At 43.3% G+C, this 14,388-nt stretch carries 13 protein-coding genes; 11 read left to right on the top strand and 2 right to left on the bottom strand.

The genetic code is table 11. The features are described from left to right. Positions 1 to 50: 50 nt before the first annotated feature. The gene (locus tag IEY48_RS01500; RefSeq protein WP_188916551.1) at positions 51 to 1,337 is read right to left on the bottom strand and encodes a citrate synthase; all 1,287 of its coding nucleotides are present in this window, start codon (positions 1,335 to 1,337) and stop codon (positions 51 to 53) included. Positions 1,338 to 1,748: 411 nt separating this feature from the next. Between IEY48_RS01500 and sdhC the strand changes: the two genes are divergently transcribed. The 9 genes from sdhC (at position 1,749) to IEY48_RS01455 (ending at position 12,334) form a co-directional block, all read left to right on the top strand. Beyond that, positions 1,749 to 2,144, top strand: a complete 396-nt coding sequence (gene sdhC, locus IEY48_RS01495; RefSeq protein WP_188916550.1) for a succinate dehydrogenase cytochrome b556 subunit — start codon at positions 1,749 to 1,751, stop codon at positions 2,142 to 2,144. Then, the gene (gene sdhD, locus IEY48_RS01490; RefSeq protein ID WP_188916549.1) at positions 2,138 to 2,485 is read left to right on the top strand and encodes a succinate dehydrogenase, hydrophobic membrane anchor protein; all 348 of its coding nucleotides are present in this window, start codon (positions 2,138 to 2,140) and stop codon (positions 2,483 to 2,485) included. Before sdhC ends, sdhD begins: the two co-directional genes overlap by 7 nt. Continuing rightward, a complete protein-coding gene (gene sdhA, locus IEY48_RS01485) occupies positions 2,486 to 4,252 on the top strand; it encodes a succinate dehydrogenase flavoprotein subunit (RefSeq protein WP_188916548.1) in 1,767 nt (588 codons plus the stop codon). Positions 4,253 to 4,268: 16 nt separating this feature from the next. Continuing rightward, positions 4,269 to 4,976 (top strand): succinate dehydrogenase iron-sulfur subunit, encoded by a 708-nt coding sequence (locus IEY48_RS01480; RefSeq protein WP_188916547.1) that lies wholly within the window; start codon positions 4,269 to 4,271, stop codon positions 4,974 to 4,976. A gap of 200 nt (positions 4,977 to 5,176) precedes the next feature. Next, the gene (gene sucA / locus IEY48_RS01475; RefSeq protein WP_188916546.1) at positions 5,177 to 7,999 is read left to right on the top strand and encodes a 2-oxoglutarate dehydrogenase E1 component; all 2,823 of its coding nucleotides are present in this window, start codon (positions 5,177 to 5,179) and stop codon (positions 7,997 to 7,999) included. Positions 8,000 to 8,028: 29 nt separating this feature from the next. Then, positions 8,029 to 9,222, top strand: a complete 1,194-nt coding sequence (gene odhB / locus IEY48_RS01470; protein ID WP_188916545.1) for a 2-oxoglutarate dehydrogenase complex dihydrolipoyllysine-residue succinyltransferase — start codon at positions 8,029 to 8,031, stop codon at positions 9,220 to 9,222. A gap of 76 nt (positions 9,223 to 9,298) precedes the next feature. Further along, complete coding sequence (gene sucC / locus IEY48_RS01465; protein WP_188916544.1) at positions 9,299 to 10,465, top strand: ADP-forming succinate--CoA ligase subunit beta; 1,167 nt, start codon at positions 9,299 to 9,301, stop codon at positions 10,463 to 10,465. Next, entirely contained in the window at positions 10,465 to 11,337 is an 873-nt protein-coding gene (sucD, locus tag IEY48_RS01460) for a succinate--CoA ligase subunit alpha (RefSeq protein ID WP_188916543.1), read from the top strand. Before sucC ends, sucD begins: the two co-directional genes overlap by 1 nt. A 70-nt stretch (positions 11,338 to 11,407) precedes the next feature. Further along, positions 11,408 to 12,334 (top strand): AEC family transporter, encoded by a 927-nt coding sequence (locus IEY48_RS01455; protein ID WP_188916542.1) that lies wholly within the window; start codon positions 11,408 to 11,410, stop codon positions 12,332 to 12,334. A gap of 59 nt (positions 12,335 to 12,393) precedes the next feature. Here IEY48_RS01455 and fur read toward each other — a convergent pair whose 3' ends face one another. Continuing rightward, on the bottom strand, positions 12,394 to 12,825 hold the full coding sequence (fur, locus tag IEY48_RS01450; RefSeq protein WP_188916637.1) for a ferric iron uptake transcriptional regulator: 432 nt from the start codon (positions 12,823 to 12,825) through the stop codon (positions 12,394 to 12,396). 357 nt (positions 12,826 to 13,182) lie between these two features. Between fur and cobB the strand changes: the two genes are divergently transcribed. Both cobB and IEY48_RS01440 read left to right on the top strand, forming a co-directional pair. After that, positions 13,183 to 13,914: a Sir2 family NAD+-dependent deacetylase gene (gene cobB, locus IEY48_RS01445; protein WP_188916541.1), complete on the top strand. Its 732-nt coding sequence runs from the start codon at positions 13,183 to 13,185 to the stop codon at positions 13,912 to 13,914. 1 nt (position 13,915) lies between these two features. Beyond that, positions 13,916 to 14,386 (top strand): ATP-binding protein, encoded by a 471-nt coding sequence (locus IEY48_RS01440; protein ID WP_188916635.1) that lies wholly within the window; start codon positions 13,916 to 13,918, stop codon positions 14,384 to 14,386. Positions 14,387 to 14,388: the final 2 nt, after the last annotated feature.

Genomic DNA, 14,388 nt, shown 5'->3' with positions numbered 1-14,388 from the left:
ATAACAAAAAAGCGCCTTTCGGCGCTTTTTTAGTTTGGTTAATCAGGAGATTAACGCTTATCGACACTCACAAAGTCACGCGCAGAATCACCAGTATATAACTGACGTGGACGGCTGATTTTGTGGCCTGGTTGATCTAACATTTCTTTCCAGTGAGAAATCCAACCAACAGTACGCGACAATGCAAATAGCACGGTAAACATACTGGTAGGGATACCAATGGCTTTCATGATGATACCAGAGTAGAAATCGACGTTAGGGTAAAGCTTCTTAGAGATGAAGTACTCATCTTCAAGGGCAATACGCTCAAGTTCCATCGCTACGTCTAATAATGGGTCAACCACTTTCAGTTCTTGAAGCACTTCATGACAGGTTTCACGCATCACTTTAGCGCGAGGGTCGAAGTTCTTATAAACACGGTGACCAAAGCCCATTAGGCGGAATGGATCGTTTTTGTCTTTCGCTTTCTCGATATATTCAGGAATGCGGTCAACACTACCGATTTCTTCTAGCATCTGAAGACACGCTTCGTTAGCACCACCATGAGCGGGCCCCCACAACGAAGCAATACCAGCAGCGATACAAGCAAATGGGTTTGCACCTGAAGAACCCGCTAGACGTACTGTAGATGTAGATGCATTTTGCTCATGATCAGCATGCAACACAAAAATACGGTCCATTGCTTTTTCTACAACAGGATTGACTTTGTACTCTTCACACGGAGTAGCAAACATCATTGACAAGAAGTTACCCGCATAACTTAAATCGTTACGTGGATAAATAAACGGTTGTCCCACTGAGAACTTGTAGCACATCGCTGCAATTGTCGGCATTTTTGATACTAAACGAAAAGCTGCTATTTTACGATGCGAAGGATTGTTAACATCAAGAGAATCTTGATAGAAAGCAGATAGTGCGCCCGTTACACCACATAGCATAGCCATTGGATGAGCGTCTCGTCTAAATCCTCGGAAGAAATAAACAATTTGATCGTGAACCATAGTGTGTTGTTTCACTGTGGTTTCAAATTCATCAAAAGCATCTTTTGTCGGTAATTCACCGTAAAGAAGCAAATAGCATAAATCTAAGTATGTCGATTCTGTTGCAAGTTGCTCAATTGGATACCCACGGTGTAACAAGATACCTTGCTCACCATCGATATACGTAATTGCTGACTCACAAGATGCAGTAGCTAGAAAGCCTGGGTCAAAAGTGAAATAACCTTTTTTACCCAGTGTACTGATGTCGATAACGTCAAAACCTTCAGTACCTTTCTTAATCGGTAGGTCGATTGAATCGTTTCCTGGTAACTCTAATTTGGCTATATTATCAGCCATACCCCGTTCTCCTTACTTCATTCTTTTCTATGAGTGCGGCATGTTAAGCGGACATTACTGTACAGCGAATATGGATCACAGATCAATTTAAATAAGCGTTTAAATTTGTTAGACCATGGTATATATCGTCGCAAAACCGCGCTGTGCTTGCATTAGAATAAAAAATTAATAAAAAAACTTATTTTGCATAATGTGAGGTTTGTATTTGACAATTCGCGCGAGTATACTTGCCTGCGTCCCTAAGGGAGACCAACGTCACAGTTTAGTAATCATGAATTTACGAGCTAAATAGTGATTTCTCAACTGACTAACGATGTGTGAGAGTAGTCTGTTTTTTGTTTAATCGTGTTATGCCGAATGTCGACATTGTCCATTAAGCAAAAAATAGACACATAACAAAAATAATGCTCAATGGAGCTGAGTGAGCAGAACGTGAAGAAGCAAAGACCTGTCCATCTAGACCTGCAGACGATCCGCTTTCCTGCAACAGCGATCGCGTCAATCCTACACCGCATTTCCGGTGTCATCATGCTATTTGCTATTGGTATCCTTCTTTGGTTGTTAAATTCAACTTTAACATCAGCAGAAGGTTTCGCTAGCGTACAATCCTTGTTCGATGGTTTCGTGATGAAGTTCATCCTCTGGGGAATTCTAACCGCGTTGGGTTATCACTTATTAGGTGGCATTCGTCATTTAGTAATGGATACCGGCCGCTGGGAAGAGTTACCTTCAGGTACAGCATCAGCTAAGGCTACATTTGCACTAGCAGCAGCCTTTTCAATCATAGCGGGGATTTGGGTATGGTAACAAACGCAGCAAGTTTTGGGCGCAGTGGTGTTCATGACTATATTTTATTACGCGCAAGCGCAGTGATCCTCGCTTGTTATACTATTTTTTTAGTTGGCTTTATCGCGTGTAGTGCCCCGTTAACCTTCGAGATTTGGAATGGCTTATTCAGTTCACTTCCAATGAAAGTATTTACACTAATAACGCTCGTTGCTTTACTTATCCATGCGTGGATTGGTGTATGGCAAGTGTTGACTGACTATGTCAAGCACACTGCGTTACGTGGTGTATTACAATTTACCTTTGTTGTGATCGCGTTTAGTTATTTAGCGTCAGGCATTGTAATAGTGTGGGGTGTTTAAGTGAGTATTCCAGTACGCGAATTTGATGCAATCGTAATCGGCGCTGGTGGCGCTGGTATGCGTGCAGCATTACAGATTTCTAAAGAAGGTAAAAGCTGTGCGCTTTTATCAAAAGTGTTTCCAACTCGTTCACATACCGTGTCTGCTCAAGGTGGTATCACCGTAGCATTAGGTAATGCGCACGAAGACCATTGGGAACAACACATGTATGACACGGTTAAAGGTTCTGATTTTATCGGTGACCAAGAAGCCATTGAATTTATGTGTCAAACCGGTCCAGAAGCCATTATTGAACTTGAGCAAATGGGCTTGCCATTTTCTCGTTTTGAAAACGGCACTATTTATCAACGTCCTTTCGGTGGCCAATCTCGTAACTTTGGTGGCGAGCAAGCAGCACGTACTGCTGCCGCGGCTGACCGTACAGGCCATGCACTACTTCATTGTCTTTACCAACAAAACGTTAAGCATAAAACAGATGTTTACTCTGAATGGTATGCTTTAGATCTTGTTAAAAACGAAGATGGCGTAGTTGTGGGTTGTACTGCAATTGAAATTGAAACCGGTGAAATTGTTTACTTTAAAGCTAAAGCAACCATTTTAGCGACGGGTGGTGCAGGGCGTATTTACGCATCGACCACCAATGCTCACATTAATACTGGTGACGGTGTTGGTATGGCAGCTCGTGCTGGCGTTCAGCTACAAGACATGGAAATGTGGCAGTTCCACCCAACGGGTATTGCTGGTGCTGGGGTACTAGTAACCGAAGGGTGTCGTGGCGAAGGTGGATATCTTCTAAACAAAGACGGCGAACGTTTCATGGAACGTTATGCGCCTAACGCAAAAGATTTGGCATCTCGTGACGTGGTTGCACGTTCAATGATGACTGAAATCCGCGAAGGTCGTGGTTTAGATGGTCCTTTAGGTCCACACTGTCTGCTTAAACTTGATCACTTAGGTAAAGAGACTTTAGAAGCCCGTTTACCAGGCGTATGTGAATTATCTCGTACGTTTGCACACATCGATCCGGCTGATGGTCCAATTCCTGTGTTACCTACTTGTCATTATATGATGGGTGGTTTACCGACTAAGGTCAGTGGTCAGGTTGTTCGTAAGAACGAAGATGGCACTGAACAAGACGTATTAGGTTTATTTGCAGTAGGTGAGATTGCTTGTGTATCGGTACACGGTGCCAACCGCTTAGGTGGTAACTCTTTACTCGATTTAGTGGTATTTGGTCGCGCTGCGGGTCAACATTTAGGTAAAGCATTAGATGCAACGCCTGATCCAAAAGCCGCGTCTGACGTAGAAATTAATGCATCACTTGCTCGTCTTAATCGTTGGGAAAGCAACAAAGACGGTGAAGATCCTGCGGTTATCCGTAAAGACCTTCAATTGTGCATGCAATTAAATTTCTCTGTTTTCCGCAGTGGTGATGCCATGGCTGAAGGTTTAGAACAGCTTCAAGCTATTCAAAAGCGTCTTGAAAATGCTAAGTTATCTGATAACTCAAAAGAATTTAATACTCAACGTATTGAATGCTTAGAGTTAGACAACTTAATGTCGACGGCGCTGGCGACTGCTTATGCAGCTAACTTCCGTACTGAAAGCCGCGGCGCGCATTCTCGTGAAGATTATTTAGAACGTGATGATGACAATTGGTTATGTCACAGCTTATTTGACCCAGTCACAACTGCAATGAGCAAGCGTGATGTCAACATGGCACCTAAATTACGTGAAGCGTTCCCACCTAAGAAACGTACCTACTAAGGCAGGAGTTGCAAAGATGAAATTAACATTTGCATTGTATCGTTATAATCCTGATGTAGATACCAAGCCTTACATGAAGGATTACACCCTAGAAGTGCCTGATGGCTCTGATATGATGGTGTTAGATGCGTTAATCAAACTGAAAGAACAAGAACCATCGCTTGCGTTCCGTCGTTCATGCCGTGAAGGTGTGTGTGGTTCTGACGGTTTGAACATGAATGGTAAAAACGGCCTTGCGTGTATCACGCCATTATCTACCTTTAAAGGTAAGAAAATTGAAATCCGTCCTTTACCAGGCATGCCGGTAGTTCGTGATTTGGTTGTAGATTTGACACAATTCTACAAGCAATACGAAAAAATTAAGCCTTATCTGATTAATGATGAAAAGGCCCCAGCTCGTGAACATTTACAATCACCTGAAGAGCGTGCTCATTTAGATGGTTTATATGAATGTATCATGTGTGCATGTTGTTCTACTGCTTGTCCATCATTCTGGTGGAACCCTGATAAGTTTATCGGACCAAGTGGTTTGCTCCATGCATATCGTTTCTTAATTGACAGCCGCGACACGGCCACCGAAGAGCGTTTATCTGAACTAGATGACGCTTACAGTGTGTTCCGTTGCCATGGCATCATGAACTGTGTTGATGTTTGTCCAAAAGGATTAAACCCAACTAAAGCGATTGGTCACATTAAGTCAATGCTGCTTAAGCGAGCTGTTTAATGCACCAAGCTGAGCAAAATAGTTTACGTTATTGAGCTCAATTGAGAGCCATCTTCCTAGTGGGGGATGGCTCTTTTGTGCGTTTAAGTAAGACCTTCTGCTATTATCATTAGATAATTTCAGTCTACGTGTGATGTAATTTAGGTTACTCACTGTTATGTTTATGGCTAGCACGTGTATCAAGTTTGAAAGGAATAACAATGCACCAAGGCATCATGAAAGCCTGGCTCGATTCATCACATCTAAGTGGTGCTAACTCGACCTACGTAGAAGAGATGTATGAAGCCTATCAAGAAGATCCGCAATCAGTGACTGCTGATTGGCAGCTTGTTTTTGATAACCTCCCGTCAGTGAACGGTGCCTCTATTGAAGTACCTGAAGCCGCCCACTCTAAAGTTCGTGACTATTTCCGTAGCTTAGCCCTTGAAAGTCGCTCTAAAGGCGCTGCCCGCGTAAGTGACCCTGAGCTAGATGCGAAGCAAGTTAAAGTTCTACAGCTCATTAATGCTCACCGTTTTCGTGGTCACCAAAATGCGAATCTCGACCCATTAGGGTTATGGAAGCGTGAAGCTGTTCAAGAATTAGATCCGGCTTACCATGGCTTAACCGCTGAAGATATGCAGCGCGAGTTTAATACGGGTTCATTCGCCTTAGGCGGTGAAACCATGAAGCTTGCAGACATTATTCACGCGTTGAAAACCACCTATTGTGGTTCAATTGGCGCCGAATATATGCACATTACCGACACTGACGAAAAGCGTTGGATCCAACAACGTCTTGAGCCAACGTTAGGTAAAGCAAACTACGATAACGCTATCAAGAAACGTATTCTTGAAGGCCTGAACGCCGCCGAAGGTATGGAAAAATACCTTGGTGCTAAGTTCCCAGGTGCAAAACGTTTCTCGTTAGAAGGTGGTGACGCGCTTGTCCCTATGATGCGCGAAATCATTTACCGTGCGGGTGAAGCCGGTACCAAAGAAATCGTTGTGGGCATGGCTCACCGTGGTCGCTTAAACCTACTGATTAATATTTTAGGTAAGCGCCCAGCAGAACTGTTTGACGAATTTGCAGGTAAACACGCAGATACTCATGGTTCAGGTGACGTTAAGTATCACCAAGGTTTCTCATCAGATTTTGAAACGCCAGGTGGCAATGTCCATTTAGCGTTAGCCTTTAACCCATCTCATCTAGAGATCGTCAATCCTGTGGTTATTGGTTCAGTGCGTGCTCGTCAAGACCGCCGTGGTTGTAAAGACGGTCTACAAGTGATGCCAATTACCATTCATGGTGACTCAGCAATTACCGGTCAAGGCATTGTACAAGAGACATTTAACATGTCTCAAACTCGTGGCTTTACTGTGGGCGGAAGTATCCGCATCGTTGTGAATAACCAAGTGGGCTTTACTACCTCTAACCATGCTGATGTGCGTTCTACAGAATACTGTACTGACATCGCTAAAATGGTTCAGGCGCCAATTTTCCACGTCAATTCTGACGATCCAGAAGCTGTTGCATTTATTTCTCAGCTTGCTGTTGATTATCGTAACGAATTTAAGCGCGATGTTGTAATTGATTTAGTGTGTTATCGCCGTCATGGTCATAACGAAGCGGATGAGCCTAGTGCAACACAGCCGCTTATGTATGCCAAAATCAAAAAACACCAAACGCCTCGTAAAATCTACGCTGACAAACTGATTGCTGATAACAGCATTGCTGCTGATGAAGTGACCGGCTTAATTAACCATTACCGTGATGCATTAGATGCCGGTGATTGTGTAGTAAAAGAATGGCGTCCTATGACGTTGCACACAGTCGACTGGGCACCTTACCTTAATCGCGAGTGGGATGAAGATTACGCCAGCGCCATGACAATGGAACGCTTACAGAATCTTGCCGATAAAATGGTGGATATTCCTGAAGGTCATACATTGCAGTCTCGTGTTGCGAAAATTTATGGTGACCGTGCTGCCATGGCAAAAGGCGAGAAGCTATTAGATTGGGGTTTTGCTGAAACCCTTGCTTATGCATCTATCCTTGAAGACAACAAGCGTGTACGTATTACCGGTCAAGACTCTGGTCGTGGCACTTTCTTCCATCGTCATGCTATTTTGCATAACCAAAAAGATGGCACCACTTATTTACCATTGCGTAATGTGGCAGACGAGCAAGCACCTATCGACATTACTGATTCAGTACTATCAGAAGCATCGGTGTTAGCCTTTGAATATGGCTACGCTACAGCAGAACCAGGCGGCTTAACCATTTGGGAAGCGCAGTTTGGTGACTTTGTTAACTGTGCTCAAGTGGTAATCGATCAGTTCTTATCATCAGGTGAGCAAAAGTGGGGCCGCTTATGTGGTCTAACAATGTTGCTTCCGCATGGTTATGAAGGTCAAGGCCCTGAGCATTCAAGTGCCCGTTTAGAGCGTTTCTTACAACTTTGTGCTAACCACAATATGCAGGTGTGTGTTCCATCAACACCGGCTCAGGTTTATCACATGTTGCGCCGCCAAGTTGTACGCCCAATGCGTCGTCCACTCGTGGTGATGTCGCCTAAATCGTTACTACGTCATCCATTAGCCGTGTCTAGCATGGAAGAACTTGCTGAAGGGACTTTCCAAAATATTATTGGTGAAGTTGATACCTTAGATGCAAGTCAAGTTGATCGCGTAGTGTTTTGTAGCGGTAAAGTTTACTTCGAGTTACTTGAAAAACGCCGTAAAGAAAACATTAACAACGTTGCCCTTATTCGTGTTGAGCAGTTGTACCCGTTCCCTGATGTGGAAATGCGTGCAGCACTAGAAACATATCAACATGTTAAAGACTTTGTATGGTGTCAGGAAGAGCCACAAAACCAGGGTGCATGGTACTGTAGTCAGCATCACTTCTGGGCTAACATTCCTGCAGGCGCTCAATTAACTTATGCCGGTCGTGAAGCGTCAGCTGCACCTGCATGTGGTTATCCTGCGTTGCATGTACACCAGCAAGAATCATTAGTGAATAGCGCATTAAAACTGTCGTAATAGATAATTTATATAAAGGGAAGCTTTCAATGAGTATCGAAATTAAGGTACCCGTATTACCAGAATCAGTTGCTGATGCAACGATTGCTACTTGGCATGTTAAACCTGGTGAAGCGGTCACTCGCGATCAAAACTTAGTTGATATCGAGACTGATAAAGTTGTTTTAGAAGTGGTTGCACCTGAAGATGGTTCAATCTCTGAGTTGCTATTCCAAGAAGGCGACACGGTTTTAGGCGAACAAGTTATTGCTAACTTTGTTGCGGGTGTTGTGTCTGGTCAAGAAGTGACTAAAGCAGAAGCGCAAGCTCCTGCTGCAGCCAGCGAAGCGGCAAGTGATGAGTCAAGCGATGCATTAAGCCCATCTGTGCGTCGTTTAATTGCGGAGCATAATCTTGATGCTGCCAATATTAAAGGCACTGGTGTTGGTGGACGTATTACCAAAGAAGACGTTGAATCATTTGTTAAGTCTGCACCTGCTGCGAAAGCCGCTCCTGCTGCAGCGCCGGTTGCGCCGTTAGAAGGTCGCAGCGAAAAACGCGTTCCAATGACTCGTTTACGTAAAACCATTGCCACTCGTTTATTAGAAGCTAAAAACTCTACGGCAATGTTAACCACGTTTAACGAAGTAAACATGAAGCCAATTATGGATATCCGTAAGCAATATCAAGATATCTTTGAAAAGCGTCATGGTATCCGTTTAGGCTTTATGTCTTTCTACATTAAAGCGGTAACAGAAGCACTTAAGCGTTTCCCTGAAGTTAACGCATCAATCGACGGTGATGACATTGTTTATCACAACTATTTCGATATCAGCATCGCAGTATCAACACCACGCGGTCTAGTGACACCAGTATTACGTGATACCGATACCATGAACTTAGCTGAAATCGAAAAAGCGGTTCGTGAGTTAGCCATTAAAGGCCGTGACGGAAAACTTTCTGTTGCAGATATGACGGGCGGTAACTTCACTGTGACTAACGGTGGTGTTTTTGGCTCGCTAATGTCTACCCCAATTTTAAATCTGCCACAAAGCGCAATCTTAGGCATGCATGCCATTAAAGATCGCCCAATGGCAGTCAATGGTCAGGTTGAAATCCTGCCTATGATGTACCTAGCACTCTCTTATGACCATCGTATTGTTGATGGCCGTGAGTCAGTTGGCTTCTTAGTCGCGATTAGAGACTTCTTAGAAGATCCAACTCGTCTGCTACTTGATCTATAAGTCAGTAGATAAAACCCTCGTCGCTGGCTCAGGTTGAGCCAGTTGGATTTGATTAGAAGTATATGGATAGATCATCATGAATTTGCATGAGTATCAGGCAAAAGCGTTATTTGCCGAATATGGTTTACCAGTCTCTGAAGGTTTTGCATGTGATACTGCTCAAGAAGCAGTAGAAGCAGCGGGCCACATTGGCGGAGATTTATGGGTAGTTAAATGTCAAGTACACGCAGGCGGCCGCGGTAAAGCGGGTGGCGTTAAAGTGACTGGCAGTAAAGACGAAATCAGAGCATTCGCTGAAAACTGGTTAGGTAAAAACTTAGTCACTTACCAGACTGACGCTAATGGTCAGCCAGTGGCTAAAATCCTAGTTGAAAGCTGCACTGACATCGCCAATGAATTGTACTTAGGCGCAGTCGTTGACCGTAGCACACGTCGCGTTGTGTTTATGGCGTCAACTGAAGGTGGTGTTGAAATTGAAAAAGTGGCTGAAGAAACGCCAGAACTTATTCACACTGCAATCATCGATCCGTTAACAGGTCCACAAGCTTATCAAGCGCGTGATCTTGGCTTCAAGTTAGGCTTAAACCCAACTCAAATGAAGCAGTTCACTAAGATCTTTATGGGTCTTGCGAACATGTTTAACGATCACGATTTCGCATTATTAGAAATCAACCCACTTGTTATCACCACTGAAGGTAACCTTCACTGTTTAGATGGCAAGATTGGTATTGATGGTAACGCATTGTTCCGTCAACCAAAAATCAAAGCGATGCACGATCCATCTCAAGATGACGCTCGTGAAGCGCACGCGGCTAAATTTGAATTAAACTATGTTGCTTTAGATGGCAACGTAGGTTGTATGGTTAACGGTGCAGGCCTAGCAATGGGCACAATGGACATCGTAAACCTACATGGCGGTAAGCCAGCTAACTTCTTAGATGTTGGTGGTGGAGCAACCAAAGAACGTGTTGCTGAAGCATTTAAGATCATTCTTTCTGACAGCAATGTTAAAGCAGTATTGGTTAACATCTTCGGTGGTATCGTACGTTGCGATATGATCGCTGAAGGTATTATCGGTGCAGTGAAAGAAGTGGGCGTTAAAGTGCCAGTCGTTGTACGTCTTGAAGGTACTAACGCTGATTTAGGTCGTGAAGTATTGGCGAAATCTGGTCTTGATATCATCGCGGCAACCAGTCTAACTGACGCGGCTGAGCAAGTAGTTAAAGCTGCGGAGGGCAAATAATGTCTGTTTTAATTAACAAAGATACCAAGGTAATCTGTCAAGGTTTCACTGGTGGTCAGGGTACTTTCCACTCTGAGCAGGCGATTGCTTATGGCACGCAAATGGTGGGTGGTGTTTCTCCTGGAAAAGGTGGTCAAACTCACCTAGGTCTTCCAGTGTTTAACACGGTTAAAGATGCGGTAGCGGCAACAGGCGCAACAGCCACTGTTATCTACGTACCTGCACCATTTTGTAAAGATGCAATCCTTGAAGCAATCGATGCTGGCCTTGAGCTCATCGTTTGTATCACTGAAGGCATCCCGACACTTGATATGCTACAAGTGAAAGTGAAGCTAGAAGAAACTGGCACTCGCATGATCGGTCCTAACTGCCCAGGTGTTATCACTCCTGGTGAATGTAAGATTGGTATTATGCCTGGTCACATTCACAAGCCTGGTAAAGTGGGTATTGTTTCACGCTCTGGTACCTTAACGTACGAAGCGGTTAAGCAAACAACTGATGAAGGTTTCGGCCAATCTACTTGTGTAGGTATCGGTGGCGACCCAATTCCTGGTACTAACTTCATCGACGTATTGGAAATGTTCCAAAACGATCCACAGACTGAAGCGATTGTTATGATCGGTGAAATCGGTGGTAACGCTGAAGAAGAAGCGGCTGCTTATATCAAAGCAAACGTAACCAAGCCTGTAGTATCTTACATTGCTGGTGTAACTGCACCAGAAGGTAAACGTATGGGCCATGCTGGCGCAATTATCGCTGGCGGTAAAGGTACTGCTGAAGACAAGTTTGCGGCTTTAGAAGCTGCAGGCGTAACCACTGTTCGCTCTTTAGCTGACATTGGTAAAGCATTGCGTACTAAAACTGGCTGGTAATACTTTACTAGCGGCTTAATAAAAGGCGCTTCGGCGCCTTTTTTCTTGCCTGTTTAGATGGATTTAATTGATGGCCATTGTGAATATTATTTTTCCGATTATGTTTATAGTTGCACTTGGCTATGGGCTTACTCGCGCTGGTTTTTTTAATAAAGAGCATATTGCTGGGCTGAGCAAATTTACCTTTTATGTCAGTATTCCCGCGTTTTTATTTACCAATATGTTGGCGGCGCCATTTGCCCAAAGTATTGACCCATCATCGTTACTCGCTTTTTATTTACCCGTGTTATTTGTGTTTGCTGTTGGATATCAAATTAATCGATATTTTGGCGCGAAAACGCAACAGCGCAGCGACGCCAGTGCCGTTTATGCGTTGGGGTGCAGTTATTCCAACACTGTGATTGTGGGCTTACCTGTGATTACGGCTGCATTAGGTCAAGCAATGATTGGTTCGATATTCATGATCATTACTTTTCATAGTGCGTTTTTATTTGCGTTAACCTTTATATTGGCTGCCCGCTCGCAGCAACATGGGTTTTCATGGCGTAATTTTACCCGCTCAATGGTGTTAAATCCGGTGGTATTAAGTATCAGCCTTGGGATTATCGCTAATGGTTTAAATATTGAATTAGGCGAGCAACTTGATGAAGGCCTAGCATTATTAGCCAAGCCAGCGCTGGCCTGTGCTTTATTTGTATTAGGGGCTAATCTCAGCTTTTATCGTATAGGTGACAACTGGCGCTTTGCCTTGCTAGCAAGTTGCTTAAAAATACTATTATTGCCGGCTTTGGTTTACCTGATGGCAGATAGGGTGTTTGAGTTTTCTGAACAAAATACCGTTATGTTAGTCTTGTTAAGTGCATCACCGTTAGGCGTAAATGCTTACCTTATCGCCACCGAAATTAAGCAATATCAATCAACCTTAGGGAGCACAGTGGTGTTATCGACTTTATTATCTGTGTTGAGTTATAGCTTATGGTTGATGTGGTTGGTATAGCAGAAATGATAGACAATAAAAAACCAGCAAGATTGCTGGTTTTGTGCATAACACACTGACTATTCGTCGGCGTGATCGCAAGTGTCGTTGGTGCAGTGACCATAAAGATACAAACTGTGGTGAGTCAGTTTTATATTATGACGCATGGCGATTTCGTCTTGACGACGTTCAATCACTTCATCAGAAAACTCAATGACCTTATCACAGGTTAAACACACCAAATGGTCATGGTGTTGTTGTGTCGACATTTCAAATACGGCTTTGCCACTTTCAAAATGATGACGATTGAGGATCCCAGCATCGTCAAATTGGTTTAATACACGATATACCGTTGCTAGGCCAATCTCTTCGCCAACTTCGAGCAACTTTTTATATAAGTCTTCGGCACTGATATGCTGATTCTCAGGCTCTTGCATCAGTTCTAGGATTTTAACTCGCGGCAGGGTTATTTTTAATCCGGCTTTTTTTAGCGCTTGATTTCCATCTGTCATTGCTAATCTCTTGATTGCAGAACCCATCGGTTCATCGGTGGATAATCTAATCATTATATGTCTTGAATATAAAAACATAAACCTCTTAACGCGCTTAATCAACCTATATGAAGAATATTTAGTAAAACACGTACTTAAGTTGATAGTATTTGCGTGATATCGCTTTAATATCATCAGTAAGCTTACTAATACTAAGGGATTATTGCACCTATTAAATGTAAGGTTATGATGAGACTATGTGATTTGTAGAAGAAAAAACTTTGCTAATTCGTAGTAGAGTTTAATGATATCGCCCGAGAAAGTGTTAATGTTAAATTAAAGCAATATGTAAATGATAACAACAATAAAGGACGTAACATGTACCGGCAAATTGTGGTACTGACCGGCGCGGGGATTTCAGCTGAGTCAGGTATTAAAACCTTTCGTGATCAACATGGCTTATGGGAGGAACATCATATAGAAGATGTTGCTACACCAGAGGGATATGCTCGTGATGTCGAGTTGGTTGAACGTTTTTATAATTCACGTTGGCAGCAACTCCACAGTGGTGAAGTATTACCGAATGCAGCCCATGAAGCGTTAGCCAAATTGGAGGCTGAATTTGACGGTGAATTACTCGTCATTACTCAAAATGTTGACGACTTACATGAGCGCGCTGGTTCTCGTCGGTTATTGCATATGCATGGCGAATTATCTAAAGGTCGTTGCCCACAGTCATTACAAACGTTTGCATTACGTGAACCTTTTGGCGTAGATAATTGCTGCACTTGTTGTATCCCAGGTAAACGTTTACGACCACACATTGTATGGTTTGGCGAAATGCCTTTTGGTATGGACAGAATTCATGATGCATTAGATCATTGCGATTTATTTATTGCCATTGGCACATCGGGGACCGTATATCCTGCTGCTGGTTTTGTCGATTCTGCAAATCATCATGGTGCACAAACCGTAGAAGTTAATTTATTAGCCGCAGACAGGCACAGTCAATTTCAATATCACTTAACCGGTAAAGCGGGGGAGATAGTGCCAAAGTTAGTGGACAAAATTCTTGCAGGTGAGGTGATTGGCAGTGACACAGCAGACTGAAATGCTAGGCTCTCAAGGTGCTAATGCTAAGGTCGCAATTATTATGCGTGGTTTACCCGGTAGTGGTAAGTCATATTGGGTTGAACATTATATTGGTTCATTAGGCATTGAACAGTCATTTCACATTCGACAATATGGTTATTTTTCAACTGATAATTATTTTTATGTCGATGGTGAGTATCACTTTAATCCTCAAAAGTTAGCCCAATATCATCAAGCTAATTTAACCGCCTTTATTGAAGCATTAGCACGCCAGGAACCTGTGGTGATTTGTGATAATACCAATGTGGCTCAATGGGAGTTTATGGCTTATGAAGCCGCGGCAAAAGCGTTAGGGTATCAGGTTCGTGTCGTGTTAGTGGGCCAGCCTAAAAATGCAGAGCATCAACAGTTATGCGCTGAGCGTAATCGTCATCATGTTCCGTTAGGTCATATCCAAAAAATGGGCCATTTATTTGAAATAAACGAGTGAAA

Origin of the sequence: Shewanella saliphila (genome assembly GCF_014648295.1) — a bacterium.
Lineage (GTDB): Bacteria > Pseudomonadota > Gammaproteobacteria > Enterobacterales > Shewanellaceae > Shewanella > Shewanella saliphila.
Note: the sequence above shows the minus strand (reverse complement) of the source record. Positions and strands in the feature narration are given on the sequence as shown.

Excerpts from the sequence above, each read along its gene's own strand:
- IEY48_RS01500 (WP_188916551.1), bottom strand. The coding sequence starts at position 1,337 with ATGGCTGATAATATAGCCAAATTAGAGTTACCAGGAAACGATTCAATC.
- sdhC (WP_188916550.1), top strand. The coding sequence starts at position 1,749 with ATGGAGCTGAGTGAGCAGAACGTGAAGAAGCAAAGACCTGTCCATCTA.
- sdhD (WP_188916549.1), top strand. The coding sequence starts at position 2,138 with ATGGTAACAAACGCAGCAAGTTTTGGGCGCAGTGGTGTTCATGACTAT.
- IEY48_RS01480 (WP_188916547.1), top strand. The coding sequence starts at position 4,269 with ATGAAATTAACATTTGCATTGTATCGTTATAATCCTGATGTAGATACC.
- sucA (WP_188916546.1), top strand. The coding sequence starts at position 5,177 with ATGCACCAAGGCATCATGAAAGCCTGGCTCGATTCATCACATCTAAGT.
- odhB (WP_188916545.1), top strand. The coding sequence starts at position 8,029 with ATGAGTATCGAAATTAAGGTACCCGTATTACCAGAATCAGTTGCTGAT.
- sucC (WP_188916544.1), top strand. The coding sequence starts at position 9,299 with ATGAATTTGCATGAGTATCAGGCAAAAGCGTTATTTGCCGAATATGGT.
- sucD (WP_188916543.1), top strand. The coding sequence starts at position 10,465 with ATGTCTGTTTTAATTAACAAAGATACCAAGGTAATCTGTCAAGGTTTC.
- IEY48_RS01455 (WP_188916542.1), top strand. The coding sequence starts at position 11,408 with ATGGCCATTGTGAATATTATTTTTCCGATTATGTTTATAGTTGCACTT.
- fur (WP_188916637.1), bottom strand. The coding sequence starts at position 12,825 with ATGACAGATGGAAATCAAGCGCTAAAAAAAGCCGGATTAAAAATAACC.
- cobB (WP_188916541.1), top strand. The coding sequence starts at position 13,183 with ATGTACCGGCAAATTGTGGTACTGACCGGCGCGGGGATTTCAGCTGAG.
- IEY48_RS01440 (WP_188916635.1), top strand. The coding sequence starts at position 13,916 with ATGCTAGGCTCTCAAGGTGCTAATGCTAAGGTCGCAATTATTATGCGT.